17 protein-coding genes are annotated in these 16,065 nt (G+C 62.3%); 5 read left to right on the top strand and 12 right to left on the bottom strand.

The annotated features are described in order from the left end of the window. Position 1 precedes the first annotated feature (1 nt). The 7 genes from GOW72_RS08665 to GOW72_RS08635 form a co-directional block, all read right to left on the bottom strand. Positions 2–2,203 (bottom strand): 3-hydroxyacyl-CoA dehydrogenase NAD-binding domain-containing protein, encoded by a 2,202-nt coding sequence (locus GOW72_RS08665; RefSeq protein ID WP_170366563.1) that lies wholly within the window; start codon positions 2,201–2,203, stop codon positions 2–4. Between the two features lie 23 nt (positions 2,204–2,226). Continuing rightward, positions 2,227–3,438: an acetyl-CoA C-acetyltransferase gene (locus GOW72_RS08660; protein WP_170366562.1), complete on the bottom strand. Its 1,212-nt coding sequence runs from the start codon at positions 3,436–3,438 to the stop codon at positions 2,227–2,229. Positions 3,439–3,448: 10 nt separating this feature from the next. Further along, positions 3,449–4,087, bottom strand: a complete 639-nt coding sequence (locus tag GOW72_RS08655; RefSeq protein ID WP_170366561.1) for a glutathione S-transferase family protein — start codon at positions 4,085–4,087, stop codon at positions 3,449–3,451. A gap of 136 nt (positions 4,088–4,223) precedes the next feature. After that, positions 4,224–4,436 carry a hypothetical protein gene (locus tag GOW72_RS08650; RefSeq protein WP_005981899.1) on the bottom strand — a complete coding sequence of 71 codons (213 nt, stop codon included), beginning with the start codon at positions 4,434–4,436 and terminating at the stop codon, positions 4,224–4,226. Positions 4,437–4,492: 56 nt separating this feature from the next. Continuing rightward, the gene (locus GOW72_RS08645; protein ID WP_170366560.1) at positions 4,493–6,274 is read right to left on the bottom strand and encodes an acyl-CoA dehydrogenase C-terminal domain-containing protein; all 1,782 of its coding nucleotides are present in this window, start codon (positions 6,272–6,274) and stop codon (positions 4,493–4,495) included. 46 nt (positions 6,275–6,320) lie between these two features. Continuing rightward, on the bottom strand, positions 6,321–6,722 hold the full coding sequence (locus tag GOW72_RS08640; RefSeq protein ID WP_093962630.1) for a MerR family transcriptional regulator: 402 nt from the start codon (positions 6,720–6,722) through the stop codon (positions 6,321–6,323). Positions 6,723–7,004: 282 nt separating this feature from the next. Then, on the bottom strand, positions 7,005–7,373 hold the full coding sequence (locus GOW72_RS08635) for a MerR family transcriptional regulator (RefSeq protein WP_170337669.1): 369 nt from the start codon (positions 7,371–7,373) through the stop codon (positions 7,005–7,007). A gap of 113 nt (positions 7,374–7,486) precedes the next feature. On the opposite strand from GOW72_RS08635, the gene GOW72_RS08630 reads away from it, so the two are divergent. The 3 genes from GOW72_RS08630 to GOW72_RS08620 are packed head-to-tail and all read left to right on the top strand — an operon-like array spanning position 7,487 to position 9,748. Beyond that, positions 7,487–7,906, top strand: a complete 420-nt coding sequence (locus tag GOW72_RS08630) for a PaaI family thioesterase (RefSeq protein ID WP_170358398.1) — start codon at positions 7,487–7,489, stop codon at positions 7,904–7,906. A gap of 1 nt (position 7,907) precedes the next feature. After that, positions 7,908–8,426: a PaaI family thioesterase gene (locus GOW72_RS08625; protein WP_170366559.1), complete on the top strand. Its 519-nt coding sequence runs from the start codon at positions 7,908–7,910 to the stop codon at positions 8,424–8,426. Positions 8,427–8,431: 5 nt separating this feature from the next. Continuing rightward, on the top strand, positions 8,432–9,748 hold the full coding sequence (locus GOW72_RS08620; protein WP_170366558.1) for an MATE family efflux transporter: 1,317 nt from the start codon (positions 8,432–8,434) through the stop codon (positions 9,746–9,748). On the opposite strand, the gene arsC is transcribed toward GOW72_RS08620, so the two are convergent. Genes arsC through GOW72_RS08600 form a run of 4 tightly spaced genes read right to left on the bottom strand, consistent with a single transcriptional unit; the run spans position 9,745 to position 11,904 of the window. After that, complete coding sequence (arsC, locus tag GOW72_RS08615) at positions 9,745–10,086, bottom strand: arsenate reductase (glutaredoxin) (protein WP_170337675.1); 342 nt, start codon at positions 10,084–10,086, stop codon at positions 9,745–9,747. The genes GOW72_RS08620 and arsC overlap by 4 nt on opposite strands. Then, entirely contained in the window at positions 10,083–11,141 is a 1,059-nt protein-coding gene (locus GOW72_RS08610) for a quinone-dependent dihydroorotate dehydrogenase (RefSeq protein ID WP_170366557.1), read from the bottom strand. The genes arsC and GOW72_RS08610 overlap by 4 nt, the downstream gene beginning before the upstream one ends. Next, entirely contained in the window at positions 11,138–11,569 is a 432-nt protein-coding gene (locus tag GOW72_RS08605) for a DUF1330 domain-containing protein (RefSeq protein ID WP_170366556.1), read from the bottom strand. Before GOW72_RS08605 ends, GOW72_RS08610 begins: the two co-directional genes overlap by 4 nt. After that, the gene (locus tag GOW72_RS08600) at positions 11,566–11,904 is read right to left on the bottom strand and encodes a DUF952 domain-containing protein (RefSeq protein WP_170366777.1); all 339 of its coding nucleotides are present in this window, start codon (positions 11,902–11,904) and stop codon (positions 11,566–11,568) included. The genes GOW72_RS08605 and GOW72_RS08600 overlap by 4 nt, the downstream gene beginning before the upstream one ends. A 107-nt stretch (positions 11,905–12,011) precedes the next feature. On the opposite strand from GOW72_RS08600, the gene GOW72_RS08595 reads away from it, so the two are divergent. Continuing rightward, entirely contained in the window at positions 12,012–13,589 is a 1,578-nt protein-coding gene (locus tag GOW72_RS08595; RefSeq protein ID WP_170366555.1) for a bifunctional metallophosphatase/5'-nucleotidase, read from the top strand. A gap of 63 nt (positions 13,590–13,652) precedes the next feature. On the opposite strand, the gene GOW72_RS08590 is transcribed toward GOW72_RS08595, so the two are convergent. Next, the gene (locus GOW72_RS08590; RefSeq protein WP_170366554.1) at positions 13,653–15,305 is read right to left on the bottom strand and encodes a tetratricopeptide repeat-containing sulfotransferase family protein; all 1,653 of its coding nucleotides are present in this window, start codon (positions 15,303–15,305) and stop codon (positions 13,653–13,655) included. 55 nt (positions 15,306–15,360) lie between these two features. On the opposite strand from GOW72_RS08590, the gene GOW72_RS08585 reads away from it, so the two are divergent. Beyond that, complete coding sequence (locus GOW72_RS08585) at positions 15,361–16,029, top strand: SOS response-associated peptidase (protein WP_170366553.1); 669 nt, start codon at positions 15,361–15,363, stop codon at positions 16,027–16,029. Positions 16,030–16,065 lie beyond the last annotated feature (36 nt).

Below are 16,065 nucleotides of genomic sequence, written 5' to 3'. Positions count from 1 at the left end.
TTCAGGCAGCCTTGGCTTCGGGGTCGAAGCGGCCGTAGAAGGTCTGACCTTTTTCGGCCATCTCGCGCAGCAGCGGCGGGCAGGCGAAGCGGTCACCGTACTTCTCCGACAGCTGGTCACAACGCTCGGCCGCGTAGGGCGCACCGATGATATCAAGCCAGCTGAACGGACCACCCGACCAGGGCGCAAAGCCCCAGGCCAGGATGGCGCCGACATCGCCTTCGCGGATGTCTTCCAGAACCCCTTCTTCAAGCGCGCGCACGGCTTCAAGAACCTGTGCGAACATCAGGCGCTCCTGCACCTCGATCAGGTCGGGCTGCTGCTCGGCCAGCGGATACTTGTCCTGCAGACCTTTCCAGTAGCCGATGCGCTTGCCGTTTTCGTCATAATCGAAGAACCCGGCCTTGGACTTGCGGCCAAGGCGACCCTGTTCTTCCATCCAGAAGATCAGATCGTCCGCCGGGCTTTCGGGATAGGCGTCGCCCATCGCGGCCTTGGTCGCGCGTGCGATCTTGGCGCCCAGGTCGATCGAAGTTTCGTCGGTCAGCTGAACCGGACCCACGGGGAAGCCCAGTTGACGGGCGGCGTTGTCGACCAGAACCGGGCTGACGCCTTCGGTGATCATCCGCGCCCCTTCGTTGATGTAGGGGATGATGCAGCGGTTGCAGTAGAAGAACCGTGCGTCATTGACCACGATCGGCGTCTTGCGGATCTGGCGGACATAGTCCAGCGCCTTGGCCACCGCCCGGTCACCGGTTTCTTTGCCCTTGATGATCTCGACCAGGAACATCTTCTCGACCGGCGAGAAGAAGTGGATGCCGATGAACTGGTCGGGCCGCTTGCTGGCCTTGGCCAGTTCGGTGATCGGCAGGGTCGAGGTGTTCGAGGCAAAGATGCAGTCCTCGGGGATGATCGCCTCGACCTTCTGGGTCATCTCGGCCTTGACCTTGGGATCCTCGAACACGGCTTCGATGATCAGATCGCAGCCCGCCAGCTTTTCAAGGTCCGGCGTGGCGGTGATGCGGGCCAGCATGGCCTCTTTCTTCTCGGCCGTGACCTTGCCACGCTTCATGCCCTTGTCCAGATAGGCTTCGGTATAGGCCTTGCCTTTGTCCGCGGCGGCCTGATCGCGGTCGATCAGCACAACCTCCATCCCGGCCTGCGCCGAGACCAACGAGATGCCCGCGCCCATCATGCCCGCACCCAGAACGCCGATTTTCTTGACCGACTGATCCGGAATGCCTCGCGGACGCACAGCGCCTTTTTCCAGCGCTTCCTTGTTCAGGAACAGCGAACGGATCATCGCGCCCGAGGACGGGTTCATCAGTACCGAGGTGAACCAGCGCGCCTCGATCTTCAGCGCGGTGTCGAAATCGACCAGTGCGCCCTCATAGACCGCGCTCAGCAGGGCTTTGGCTGCCGGGAAGGCGCCTTGGGTCTTGCCGTTCACCATGGCCGAGGCACCCACGAAGTTCATGAAGCCCGCCGGGTGATAGGGCGCGCCGCCGGGCATCTTGTAGCCCTTCGCGTCCCACGGCTTGACCAGATCGGCCTCCTTGGCGTTCAGCACCCATTCCTTGGCCGCGGCCAGCGGATCGGCTGCGATCTCGTCGATGTAGCCTGCGCCCTTGGCCTTTTTCACGTCCAGCATCTTGCCTTCCAGCAGCAGCGGAGCCGCCGCGATGGCGCCCACCTTGCGGACCATCCGGGTGGTGCCGCCCGCGCCGGGGAAGATGCCGACCATGATTTCCGGCAGGCCGTATTTGGCCTTGGGGTTCTCGGCGGCAACGATGCGATGGGTCGCCAGCGGCAGCTCCATGCCGATGCCGGCGGCCGTGCCGGGCAGGGCGGCCGCGATCGGTTTGCCACCTTTCTTGGTCTTGGGGTCCATGCCGGCCAGCTCGATCTTGCGCAGCAGGGCGTGCATCTTCATCGTGCCTTCGAACAGGCCCTTGGCCGGGTCGTCGCCCGCCTGTTCCTTCATAACCGCCAGCAGATTCAGGTCCATGCCGCCGGCGAACGAGCCTACCTTGCCGCTGGTGATCACGATGCCTTTGATCTCGTCATCGGCCAGGGCCTGATCAATGCAGTCGTTCAGTTCGGACAGGCCGTCGAACGACATCACGTTCATGGTCTTGCCGGGGACGTCCCAGGTGATGATGCCAACGCCGTCGGCGTCTTTGGTCAGTGTAAAATCAGCCATTTTTCTTCTCCTGAACCCCGCCGTTACACACGTTCGATGATGGTTGCCGCGCCCATGCCGGATGCGATGCACAAGGTGGCCAGACCGGTTTCCTTGTCCTGGCGCTCCAGCTCGTCCAACAGGGTGCCGATGATGATCGCGCCGGTGGCGCCCAGCGGGTGGCCCATGGCGATCGAACCACCATTGACGTTGACCAGCGCCGGATCGACGTCAAACGCCTGCTGGAACCGCAGCACGACCGAGGCGAAGGCCTCGTTGACCTCGAACAGGTCCAGATCGCTGATCTTCATGCCGGTTTCGGCCAGGATCTTTTCGGTCACCGGAACCGGGCCAGTCAGCATGATGGTCGGATCGGTCCCGATCTTGGCGGTGGCCTTGATGCGGGCGCGCGGCTTCAGGCCGTATTTCTCGCCGAATTCCTTGTTGCCGATCAGAACGGCCGCCGCGCCATCCACGATGCCCGAGCTGTTGCCGGCGTGGTGGATGTGGTTGATCTTTTCCAGGTGCGGGTATTTCAGCATCGCCACCTTGTCGAAACCGGGCATCTGCTCGCCCATCATCTGGAAGGACGGGTTCAGCGCGCCGAGGCTCTGCATGTCGGTGCCGGGGCGCATGTATTCGTCGCGGTCCAGAATGGTCAGGCCGTTGCGGTCCTTGACGGTGATCACCGACTTGGCAAAGCGGTTCTCTTCCCACGCCTTGGCCGCGCGTTTCTGAGACTCGACGGCCAGCGCGTCGGCATCGTCACGGCTGAAACCGTATTCGGTGGCGATGATGTCGGCCGAGATGCCCTGCGGGACGAAATAGGTCTCCATCGCCAGCGACGGATCGACGGCGATGGCGGCGCCGTCGCTGCCCATGGGCACGCGGCCCATCATCTCGACGCCACCGGCGATATAGGCCTCGCCCGCGCCGCCCTTGACCTGGTTGGCGGCCAGGTTCACGGCCTCCATGCCGGATGCGCAGAACCGGTTGATGGCTAGACCGGGGATCGATTCATCCAAGTCCGAGGCCAGAACCGCGGACCGCGCCAGGCAGCCACCCTGTTCCATCACCTGGGTGACGTTGCCCCAGATCACGTCCTCGACGGCGTGGCCTTCCAAGTTGTTGCGTTCCTTGATGGCGTTCAGGGCCACCGCCGACAGGCGCACCGAGGTCACCTCGTGCAGGCTGCCGTCCTTGCGGCCCTTGCCGCGCGGGGTGCGCAGGGCATCATAAATGTAAGCTTCGGTCATACTTCTCTCCTCAAGCTCGATCCGACGGATTGCCGGGCATCAGGTCATAGGGGTGTTTCCATCCGGGCTGCTCGGACAGGCGGGTCAGCCAGGCGTCGATATTGGGCCATTCGGCGCGGTCAAAGCCGAAGGGTTCGGGGTAATACAGGTAGCCGCAGCAGCTGAGATCGGCGTTGGTCACGCTGTCGCCGACGATCCAGTCGCGGCCCTCAAGATGCGCGTTCAGCACCTGATAGGCGGCTTTCAGGCGGCCTTGGTTGAAGGCGATCACATCCGAGTTGCGGTGCTGTTCAGGCAGAAAGTTGATCAGGAACCGGGTCATGCCAGCCATCGAGCTGAACTTGTGGTTGTCCCACAGCACCCAGCGCAGGATGTCATAGTTCTCTTCCCGAGTATTTCCGCCGAATTTACCTGACTTTTCGGTGACATAGGCCTGGATCGCGCCCGACTGACTGGTCCGGAAATCTCCGTCGACCAGAACCGGCGCTTCGCCCATTTCGTTGACTTCGGCGCGGTATTCGGGGGTTCGGGTCTGGCCGTTGAAGAAATCGACAAAGACCGGCTCCCACTCCAACCCCGACATCTCGAGCGCAAGGGCGGCCTTGTACGAGTTTCCGCTTTCTCCGAAGCAATGCAGTTTTATCGTCATGCACTCACCCCTCCCAAGGCGGTTTGTACGGTTTCGTCACGCACGTGTTTCGAGAAAGACCTGACCGCGGGCCGCAGCTGCGTTCGGACTTGTCTTGCTGAAAACACGCCGGGCCTGGGCCAGGCATTGGGGTCGTCTAGCGTTTGCGCGCCTCAAGCTCGGAATTGAAGATGCGCAGCCGGTGGGTCAGGTTCTCCTCGTCGATCACGCTGTTGAAGTTCTCGAACAGGAATGACAGCGCCTCTCCTTCGTCCAGCCCGGCCTCGCGGGCAAACCCCTTGAGTTTTCGATACCCGTCCTCAGTCATGGCGACGGGAAAGCGGCGGGTCAGGCGAAAGCGTTTGGGCATGTCATCTCCTCCATGAGCGCTGGTTCCGGGCGGGGTCGCCCGGAACCAGACTGGGATCAGAAGTTCGCCGCGTCCAGTGCCATCACCGTGTCGGCGCCGGTCTGGATCCGCGCCAGGTGCATGCCCGTGGCCGGCAGACGGCGCGCCATGTAGTAGCGGCCGGTGGCGATCTTGGTCTCGTAGAAGTCCTTGTCGGACGCACCGGCATCCAGTGCTTCCTGCGCGGCCTTGGCCATCTGCGCCCACATCAGGCCCAGGCAGACATGACCGAACATGTGCATGAAGTCATACGAGCCCGACAGAGCGTTGTTCGGGTTGGTCATGCCGTTCTGCATGAAATACATGCCGGCGGCCTGCAGGTCTTTCGAGGCGGCCTTCAGCGGTTCGATGAAGGCCTTGTCATAGGCTTCGTCCTTGCCGCTGTTTTCCTTGCAGAAGGTTTTGACCATGTCGAAGAAGGCCATGACATGCTTGCCGCCGTCCTGCGCCAGCTTGCGGCCGACCAGGTCCAGCGCCTGAACGCCGTTGGCTCCTTCGTAGATCATGGCGATGCGGGCGTCGCGGGTGTATTGCGACATGCCCCATTCCTCGATGTAGCCATGGCCGCCATAGACCTGCTGGGCCTGAACGGTCATGTCATAGCCCTCGTCGGTCAGGAAACCCTTGATGACCGGGGTCATCAGCGAGATCAGCCCGTCGGCGTCCTTGTCGCCTGCGCGGTGCGCCTTGTCGATCAGGGTCGCGCCCCACAGGATGAAGGCCCGCGCGCCTTCCACAAAGCTTTTCTGGTCCATCAGGCTGCGGCGGATGTCGGGATGTACGATCAGCGGATCGGCCGGGCCGTCGGGATTCTTGACGCCGGTCACGTCGCGGCCTTGCAGACGGTCCTTGGCGTATTCCAGCGCGTTCTGATAGGCGGCCTCGGCTTGAGCCAGACCTTGCATGCCGACACCCAGACGCGCTTCGTTCATCATGGTGAACATGGCGCGCATGCCCTTGTGTTCCTGACCCAGCAGGTAACCGGTTGCGCCGTCATAGTTCATTACGCAGGTCGAGTTGCCGTGGATGCCCATCTTTTCTTCGATCTTGCCGACCGAAACACCATTGCGCTCGCCCAGGCTGCCGTCTTCGTTCACCAGGAACTTGGGCACGATGAACAGCGACACTCCCTTGATGCCCTCGGGGCCGCCGGGGATCTTGGCCAGCACCAGGTGGATGATGTTGTCGGCCATGTCGTGATCGCCGGACGAGATAAAGATCTTTTGGCCGGTGATCTTGTAGCTGCCATCGCCCTGCGGCTCGGCCTTGGTGCGCATCAGGCCCAGATCGGTGCCGCAATGCGGCTCGGTCAGGTTCATGGTGCCGGTCCATTCACAGCTGACCATCTTGGGCAGATATGTGTCTTTCTGCGCATCGGTGCCGTGCGCCAGGATGGCCGAGGCCGCGCCGTGGGTCAGGCCCTGATACATGGTGAAGGCCTGGTTTGCGGCCGAGAACATCTCGCCCACGGCCGTGCCAAGAACATAAGGCATGTTCTGGCCGCCATATTCCTCGGGCATATCCAGACCGGTCCAGCCGCCTTCCTTGACCTGCTCGAACGCGTCCTTGAACCCGGTCGGGGTGTAGACGACGCCGTTTTCCAGCCGGCAGCCTTCGGTGTCGCCGACCACGTTCAGCGGGTGCAGCAGGTTGACGGCGACCTTGCCGGCCTCCTCCAGAACGGCGCCCGTGAACTCGGGCTCCAGCTCATCATAGCCCGGAATATCCGAGGCCGAGATTTTCAGAACGTCATGCAGAACGAATTGCGTGTCTTTGGTAGTCGCGTTGTAAACGGGCATTTGAAGCTCCCTTAATTCAGATGTCCGGGTGGCAGGCGGCGCGGAGTTACTCGGCCGCCTTCTTTTCCTGTTTCATCGAGGCGATGACCTTCTCGCCCCAGCGCAACTGCTCTTTCAGATCGTCAATGGCCTGAGTCAGTTCCTCGCGGCGGGCTTCCATGTCCGCCAGACGCTCGCACGCGATTTCATAGGTGCGGGTCATCTGGGTCAGTTGCTGGTCGCCGACATGGTACAGATCCAGAAGCTGTCGAATCTCTTCCAGGCTGAAACCAAAGCGTTTGCCGCGCAAGATCAGCTTGAGCCGCGCCCTGTCACGTTTGGTGAACAGCCGTTTCTGGCCCTCACGGATCGGAAACAGAAGCTCTTTGGCTTCGTAGAACCGCAAGGTCCGCGGCGTGACGTCATAGGTCTCGCACATCTCGCGGATGGTCATAAGATCTTCGGTCATTGGTCACCCTCTCGTCGCTGGCGTCATGAGAAAGTTGCGCAGTCGATGGCCGCTTTACAACATGAGATTGACGTTTACGTAATCCAGACGCTGCGTCACAAAGAAATTGACGTAACTTCCGGTCGCGTAAAGCGGCGGGTTGGCAATTTTCTTTCCGTTGGGTCAGCCAAATCCACTGTACCGGTGCGGTTCGAAGCCGACGGGCAGGCGGCAGGGCGCCAGCCGAAAAATGCAGATTTCCGGTGTAATGAAGGATGGATTTGGGGGCTCGAACTGGCCGATTTAGGTCAGGGAGTTGGCCGTTTGATCGCGAAGGCGCTGCAACTCGTCCATAGCTTCGTCCAGTTGCTGACGCTGCTGACGCAGCTCTTCCATCTGGCGGTCGGCCATTTCGATAAAGGTAGCCATCTGGGCCTTGTTGCCTTGATCTTCGTAGATCAACAACCACTGCCGGATTTCCTCAAGTGGAAACCCGAACTTGCGGCCACGCATGATCAGCTTCATCCGCGCGCGCTCGCGCGGACCGTAAAACCGGGACCGTCCTTCCCGGTCTGGCTGCAGCAGCTCGATATACTCGTAGTAGCGCAGGGTGCGCGGAGTCACGTCGAACTCGGCGCACATCTCTTTGAATGACAAACGCTTGTCGGACATTCCTGTTCTCCTCGGTTGCAACCTAGGGCGTTGTGCGGACAAGCGCAACAGGCGGGCTTGCCCTTTGCGCGCAGAGCAGATCATAAAGGGGCAGGACAACAGGACTGAACCTCATGGTCGACAAGACAGTACTCGCCCGCCAGTTCATCGAGGCGATCCCCCATGCGCGGGCCCTGGGCCTGACGCTGACCCATATCGGCGAGGGTGAGGCCGAGATCACCATGCCTTACAACGAGGATCTGATCGGCGATCCCCGCACTGGCGTGATTCACGGCGGGGCTGTGTCGGCCAGCCTGGATACTTGCTGCGGGGCTGCGGTCATGAGCCACCCGGCGGCGCCGGGCGGCACAGCAACCATCGATCTGCGCATCGACTACATGCGCGCCGCAACGCCCGGCCAGACGATCACCACCCGCGCGACCTGCTATCACATCACGCGCAATGTGGCCTTCGTGCGCGCAACTGCCATGGACGACGATCAGGATCGCCCGGTGGCCACCGCCTCGGGCGCCTTCACAGTCGAGGGGAAGTGAGATGGCAAGACCCCGTCCCGAACCGATGCAGGTGGTGAAACGGCGCCGCGACGCGGCCCTCAAGGCGCTGGTCGAGGGGGTCCCGTATATCCGGTTCCTCAATATCAGCTTTGACCGGCGCGGAGACGAACTGACCGGTGTTCTGAATTTCGACGAAAAGTTGATCGGCAACCCGTTCCTGCCGGCGATTCATGGGGGCGTCACGGCGGCCTTTCTCGAGGTGACGGCGGTGATCACGCTCAGCTGGGAACACCTGTTTCCACGCATTGAAAGCGGTGAGATCGACGCCGAAGACATCATCTCGGATCACAGTATCCGCTTTCCCAAGACCATCGATTTCACGGTGGATTACCTGCGCTCGGGCCTGCCGCGCGATGCCTATGCACGCGCCTTCATCAGCCGGGCGGGTCGGCGGTATGCCTCGGTGCGCGTCGAGGCTTGGCAGGACAACCACGCCAAGCTGTTCGCGCAGGCCACAGGGCATTTCCTGATGCCGCAAGAGCCTTCGGCCAAGAGTTGAGCAAAATGCGGGACGCCTCGGCACCCATTACGCACAGACGGGTGCTGAAGATCGCAGTGCCGATCGTGCTGTCCAACGCGACGGTGCCGATTCTGGGCGCGGTAGATACCGGCGTGGTCGGCCAGATGGGGCAGGCCGCCCCGATCGGCGCGGTTGGCATTGGCGCGGTCATTCTGGCCACGATCTACTGGGTGTTCGGCTTTCTGCGCATGGGCACGACCGGCCTGGCCGCACAGGCCCGAGGCGCGGGGGACAGGGCCGAAACCGGTGCTCTGCTTATGCGCGGCCTGCTCTTGGGCGGTGCGGCGGGGCTGTTCTTCATCGTGGCGCAGGTGGCGGTATTCGCAGGAGCCTTCGCGCTGTCGCCCGCCAGCCCCGAGGTCGAGGCGTTGACGCGCAAATACCTCGAGATTCGGATCTGGGGCGCGCCCGCGACCATTGCGCTTTATGCCGTGACCGGCTGGCTGATCGCGGTCGAGCGCACGCGCGGCGTGTTCGTCCTGCAGGTTTGGATGAACGGGCTGAACATCCTGCTGGATCTGTGGTTCGTGCTGGGGCTGGGCTGGGGCGTCGAAGGGGTGGCGGTGGCCACGCTGATTGCCGAATGGACGGGTCTGGCGCTGGGTCTGTGGCTGTGCCGCGATGCGTTCGGGGGTAATCAATGGCGCGATTGGGCGCGGATCTTCGACCCCGCCCGCCTGCGCCGGATGATGCAGGTCAATGGCGACATCATGATCCGGTCGGTCCTGCTGACCGGGTCCTTCACCACCTTTCTGTTCGTGGGCGCCGATCTGGGCGACGTGACGCTGGCCGCCAACCAGGTGCTGCTGCAGTTCCTGGAAATCACCGCCTTTGCGTTGGACGGGTTCGCCTTTTCTGCCGAGGCATTGGTAGGCAGCGCCGTCGGAGCCAAGGACCGATACCAGGTCCGGCGCGCCTCGGTCATGGCGTCGCAATGGGGCGTCGGTGGGGCTCTGGTGCTGGGGGCCACGTTTTTTGTGGCAGGGCCCGCATTGATCGACCTGATGGCCACCGCGCCCGAGGTGCGGATCACGGCGCGCGAATACCTGATCTGGGCGGCGCTGGCCCCGGTGGTCGGCGTTGCCAGCTGGATGTTCGACGGCATCTACATCGGCGCCACCTGGACCCGCGCCATGCGCATCGCCATGATCCAGTCGGTGGCAATCTATGTGGTGGCGCTGTTCCTGCTGGTGCCGACCATGGGCAATCACGGGCTGTGGGCCGCGCTGATGGTGCTGAACACCGCCCGCGCGGTGACGCTGGGCCTGCGCTATCCCCGGCTCGAGGCGCAGGTGGCCTAGAGCAGGGTCAGCAGGGTCTCGGGCGGGCGACCGATTGCGGCCTTGTCGGTGGTGATCCCGATGGGGCGTTCGATGAGGATCGGGTTCTCGGCCATGGCGTGAACCAAGGCCTCTTCGGGTGTTTCCCTACTCAGCCCCAGTTCCTTGAACCGCGCCTCGCCCCTGCGCATCATCTCGATCGCCGGGATGCCCAACCGGGACAGCACCGCGCGCAGCTCATCCGCGCTGGGCGCGTCCTCGAGGTATCTGCGAACGGTGACTTCGGCGCCGCGGTCCTGCAGCAGGGCCAGCCCGGCGCGCGATTTTGAACAGCGTGGGTTGTGCCAGTATTCGATCACAGCCAATCCTCTCGTTTGCTGCCGACGGCGTCGGCCACCGACTTGAACCCGTCCCGCGCCAGCAGGGCGTCCAGCCCCCGCGCGATCTCGGCCGCCAGCGACAGGCCGCCATAGACCATCGCGGTATAGAACTGCACGGCCGAGGCCCCGGCGCAGATTTTGGCATAGGCCTGTTCGGCCGTGCCGATGCCACCCACGCCGATCAGCGGGATCTGCCCGTCGGTCAACTGGCTCAGCCGAGCCAGAACGCGGGTCGATTTCTCGAACAGGGGCGCGCCCGACAATCCGCCGGCCTGATCCTTGTGCAGGCTGCGCAGCCCTTCGCGCGACAAGGTCGTGTTGGTGGCGATGACACCGTCGATGCCCGTGTCACGGGCGACATCGGCGATGTCCCGCAGTTCGTCATCCGCCAGGTCGGGGGCGATCTTCAGAAACACCGGGACCCGCCGCGCCAAGGCATCGCGGGTGTCCAGCACACCTGCCAGCAGGGCGCTCAGCGCTTCTTTCCCCTGCAGGTCGCGCAGCTTTTCGGTGTTGGGTGACGAGACATTCACCGTGGCGAAATCCAGCCATTGCCCGCAATGGGCCAGCACATGCGCAAAATCCCGCGCCCGGTCGGTGCTGTCTTTGTTGGCGCCCAGGTTCAGGCCGATCACCGCGTCCTTGGGGCGGTGCGCCAGACGCCGGGCCATCGCCTCCATCCCTTCGTTGTTGAAGCCGAACCGGTTGATGGCGGCGCGGTCCTCGGTCAGGCGGAACAGTCGCGGCTTGGGGTTGCCCGGCTGCGGGCGCGGGGTCACGGCGCCCACCTCAATGAATCCGAAGCCCGCGCGCGACAGCGGGCCCAGAACCTCGCCATTCTTGTCGAACCCGGCGGCCAGCCCCACCGGGTTGGGCAGGTCCAGCCCGGCAAGTTGCGTGCGCAAGCGCGTCGAGGTGACGGGACCGGGCGCCGGGGTCAAACCCGTTTTCAGCGCCTTGATCGACAGGCCGTGCGCGGTTTCTGGGTCCAGGCGATGTAGCGCGGCCAGGGCCAGTTTCTCGGTCAGTTTCATCCGAAGGACGCTCCGGTTGGGGTAGGGGCGGTGCGGATCAGGCGCGAGTCGGCCACCGCCGCCTGCCGGTGAATGACCGCCGCGCGATAAGCCGGGTCGGTCACCATCTCCAGAAACGCATGGGCCGAGGGGTAACGGGCGATGAACATCTCGTCCCACGCTTCGCCCTTCGGGCCGATCAGCGTTGTCTGGAACGTGCCGCGCCAGATGATCGAGGCCCCCAGCCGCGCGATGATCGGGGCGGTTTCGGCACCATACCGGCGATAGGCTTCTGCGCCGCTCAGCCCCGCGCCGGCCAGGTCGTGGCCTGCGGGATAGACGGCCTTGGCGCGGAACTGCACAAGGTTCAGCATCTCGATCGGGTGATCGCGGTCCAGCGCTTTGAACGCCTCGAACTCGGCGCGGTCGGGGTCGATATGGCCGGTCATTGCATCTCCTTGGGGAAGCGGTGCGCGCCGTTTTCCAGCGACAGCGGCTTGGCCCAGACCACATCCGCCACGCGCATGTTGCGATAGAGATGCGGGAACAAGGCCCCGCCGCGCGAGACCTCCCATCTCAGATCATCGCCCATTTTCTGGGCATCGCAGGCCACGAGGGTCAGGTTTTCGACCCCGGCAAAGTGTTTGGCCGCGGTCTCGGCCGCCTGTTCTGCGGTGGAGAAATGCACAAACCCATCCGCCACATCGATGGGCGCGCCCCGGGTTTCGCCCTGTGCCTGCAGGGCCGCCCATTCCTCGGCCCGGAATATCTTGTAGATCAGCATGGCGCCGTGATGCCCCGCGCGCGGGGTAGAATCAAGCCGCATTTCCCCCTTTGACTCTTTGCCGCCCTCGGCGCACGATCCTGACAATCAATTACAGGGAGTTTCAAATGATTACCCGTTTCCTGACATCCGTGGCGGCCCTTGGCCTGACTGCAGGCATGGCGGCGGCCGACTACAAGCTGACCATTCTGCACACCAACGACTTCCATTCCCGGTTCGAGCCGATCAACAAATATGACAGCGGCTGTGGCGCCGAGGACAATGCCGAGGGCAAATGCTTTGGCGGTTCGGCGCGTCTGGTGACCGCGGTCAACGATGCGCGTGCGCGGGCCGAGAACTCGATCCTCGTGGACGGCGGCGACCAGTTCCAGGGGTCGTTGTTTTATACCTATTACAAGGGCAAGGTCGCGGCCGAGTTCATGAACAAGCTGGGCTATGACGCGATGACCGTGGGCAACCACGAATTCGATGATGGTCCCGAGGTTCTGGCCGGTTTCGTCGATGCGGTCGAATTTCCGATTCTGATGTCGAATGCGAACATCGAGAACGAGGAGCTTCTGACCGACCGGATCAAGAAATCGACCGTGATCGAAGTGGGGGGAGAGAAGATTGGCCTGATCGGCCTGACCCCCGAAGACACCGACGAGTTGGCTTCACCCGGGCCGAATGTCGTGTTCTCTGATCCTGTTCCGGCGGTTCAGGCCGAGGTGGACAAGCTGACGGCGGAAGGCATCAACAAGATCATCGTGCTCAGCCACTCGGGCTATGGCGTCGACCAGCGGGTCGCGCAGGAAACCACGGGTGTTGACGTGATCGTGGGCGGACACTCGAACACTTACCTGTCGAATACTTCAGACAAGGCCGCCGGGCCGTACCCGACCGTAGTGAACGGGGTGCAGATCGTTCAGGCCTATGCCTACGGCAAGTTCCTCGGCGAGTTGAACGTGACCTTTGATGACGACGGCAACGTGGTCGAGGCGGTGGGTGAACCGCTGATCATGGACAACACCGTGACCGAGGATCAGGCTGCCCTGGACCGCATCGCAGAACTGGCCAAACCGCTGGACGAGATCCGCAACAAGGTTGTGGCCAATGCTGCAGCTCCGATCGAAGGCGACCGGTCGATCTGCCGCGTGCAGGAATGCGAGATGGGTAACCTGGTGGCCGATGCCATGCTGGCGCGGGTCGCCGATCAGGGCGTTCAGATCGCCATCGCCAACTCAGGTGGCCTGCGCGCCTCGATCGACGCGGGCGACGTGACCATGGGCGAGGTGCTGACCGTTCTTCCCTTCCAGAACACGCTCTCGACCTTTGAGATCAGCGGTCAGGGCATCATCGATGCGCTGGAAAACGGCGTCAGCCAAGTGGAAGAGGTCAAGGGCCGCTTCCCGCAGGTGGCTGGGCTGAAATTCACCTGGGATCCGTCCGTGGCCCCCAACGAAGGCCGCGTGACCGAGGTTATGGTGGCCGAAGGTGATGGCTATGTGCCGATCGATCCGGCCAAGACCTATCTGGTGGTGACCAACAACTATGTCCGCAACGGTGGCGACGGGTACAAGATGTTCTCTGGCGAGGACAAGAATGCCTACGACTTCGGTCCCGATCTTGCGGATGTGACCGCGGAATACCTTGCGGCCAATGCTCCCTACACGCCCTATCTGGATGGACGTATCCAGCAGAAGTGATTGCTGACACAAAGAAAGAAATGGCCGCATCCTTGGATGCGGCCTTTTTTGTTGGGGTTCGGCTTAATCGAATTCGTATTCGGGCCACAACTCGGGGTCGAAACCGTCCAACATGGGCCGGATATAATCCGCAACCTGACGCCAGCCGCCAACCGATTTGGTCGAGATTTTCTTGCGCACCTGGTCGATACTGGCCGTACGCACCTGTTTCTTGTTTTCTTCCGGGTGCATCATGCTTTCGCGCCATTCGATCCCGCAGAATTCTGCAACCTGCTTGCTGTAGGTCTCAGGGTCGGCCACCAGTTTTTCGTAGGGCACCGTAAGGATGCGATCACCGAAGATGGCATCCCAATGCTGCATGTAGCGGCGATACATGTTGGCCGAGTGCGCGATCGAGTTCAGGTTCGATGCGTACCGCATACCGGCCGCTGGAAAACGCCGGATCCATTTCGATAGGCCGACGTCCCGAGGGTCCCGCAGCATGTTGATGATCTTTGCGTTGGGGAAGGCTGCCAAAAGAAAACCAACCCGCTGGTAGTTGTGTGGCATCTTGTCGACGAAAGCGATCGAGCCCTCGGGCATCGGGGGCATCAACTCGCGGAAATGCTTGGCGAACTCCGCGGCTTCTGCGTCCGAGAATGCCTTCTTTTCGTTCGAGTATGGCGCCGAAAGGTCCGTTGCGAGGGTCAGCTCTCCACATCCCGCGATATCGGGGGCGGAACTCAGCATCATTTCCATCAAGGTGGTGCCCGAGCGAGGCTGTCCGATCACGAAAATCGGCAAGGGCATTTCCTCGATCCCGGAACTTGGGACCGACGCGCTGTCAGGGAACAAGCCACAGATGCGGCGTAGTTTGCGCTCTTCTTCTTCGAAATCGTATGGGTTTTCGTCGTGCTGCACCCTGTTTGCGACTGCAAACTGCGCAAGGGCGGCCTCCAGCCCACCGATCTTCGATTGAAGCTGTGCCAGCGTGAATTCCAGAGTCGAATTGGGGTGTTTCCGCTTTGCGATCGCGGCCTCGACCCGGGGCAGCAATGCTTCGGCCTGTTCGGCGTCTACCATCGACGACAATTGGAACAACGCCGATGCGTGATACGGATCCTTGTCCAAAACACGCCACAAAAGGTCAGTACAGCCCTTCTTGTCGCCGGCTTGGTGCAGGTCCACCGCTCGGCGGAAGGCGATTTCGATGTTGTCGGGATCCAGTTCGTATGCGCGCGCAATATCGGCCGAGGCCGCATCCACGAAGCCGACGCGCCCATAGGCCCTGCTGCGGGTGGACAGCAGCTTGGGGTTGTCCGGATCGGTCATCAGTCGCTTGGTGGCGTTCTCGATGATGCTGCGCCAGTTCTTGCCCTTGAGCGTGATTTCATCGATCACCCGGACGATCTCGCGGTTGCCGGGAATCTTTTCGGCCATCTTTTCGGCATAGGCCAACGCTCGCGCGATCTGGCCGGTCTGCATCAGGGCATTCGCGATGTTTTCGACGAATTGCGGGTCGTCCGGTTTCAGGCGGGCGGCTTCCTGGAAATGCGGCAGCGATTTCTTGTACTGCTTCATCTCGGTCAGAACGAACCCGGCAATCGCGTGGTAGTCCGCGTCTTTCGGGAATTTCTTGATGCCGAGGGTAGCTTTCTTCAGAGCCTGAGGAAGCTTGCCGGCGTCCAGATCCGCCACCGCCTTGGCCTTGAGGGAATTTGGTGCTTGATTTGTCATCTGACTGCGCGAGACCCTGTGCCTGATTGAAACTTTTGTTGTTGGTTCATTACCCATGTGCGGACGGTTTGCAATAACTCTTCCCAACGATGCCATGGCGCAGCTGTTTGCTGCGCGGCCTTCAAACGCGTTGCCGGCGGTGCCCAACTACAACATCTGCCCGACAAATCAGGTGCATGTCGTGCGCGCCGGAGAGGGAGGGCGGCAGTTGGACCCGCTGCGATGGGGTTTCTTGCCACATTGGTACAAAACCCAAAACGACGGTCCGCTGCTGATCAACGCCCGCGCCGAAACCCTGGCCCAGAAACCGGCCTTTCGCGCAGCCTGCCGCGATCGGCGCTGTCTGATCGTGGCCACGGGTTTCTACGAATGGACCAAGACCCAAGACGGTGCGCGGCTGCCTTGGTACTTCCACGGCAGCGATGGTGCGCCCATCGCCTTTGCCGGCATCTGGCAGAACTGGGGCGAGGGTGAGGCGCGGCAGGCGACCTGCGCGATCGTCACGACCGCAGCCAACGACAATGTGCGTGAGGTTCATCACCGGATGCCGTTGATCATCGAACAGGCGGATTGGGCCTTGTGGCTGGGCGAGGTCGGCAAGGGGGCAGCCCGCCTGATGAAACCCGGCGCCGAGGATGTGTTGCAGTTTCACAGGGTCGGCACGGCCGTAAACTCCAACCGGGCCAGTGGGCCGGATCTGATCGCGCCCGAAGCCGATGACTGACATCAGCGGGGCCTTCTTTTCTTTTGCCATCCTGCG

This window comes from Ruegeria arenilitoris (assembly GCF_013032855.1).
GTDB classification, from domain to species: domain Bacteria; phylum Pseudomonadota; class Alphaproteobacteria; order Rhodobacterales; family Rhodobacteraceae; genus Ruegeria; species Ruegeria arenilitoris.
This window is presented reverse-complemented; position numbering and strand designations above follow the sequence as displayed.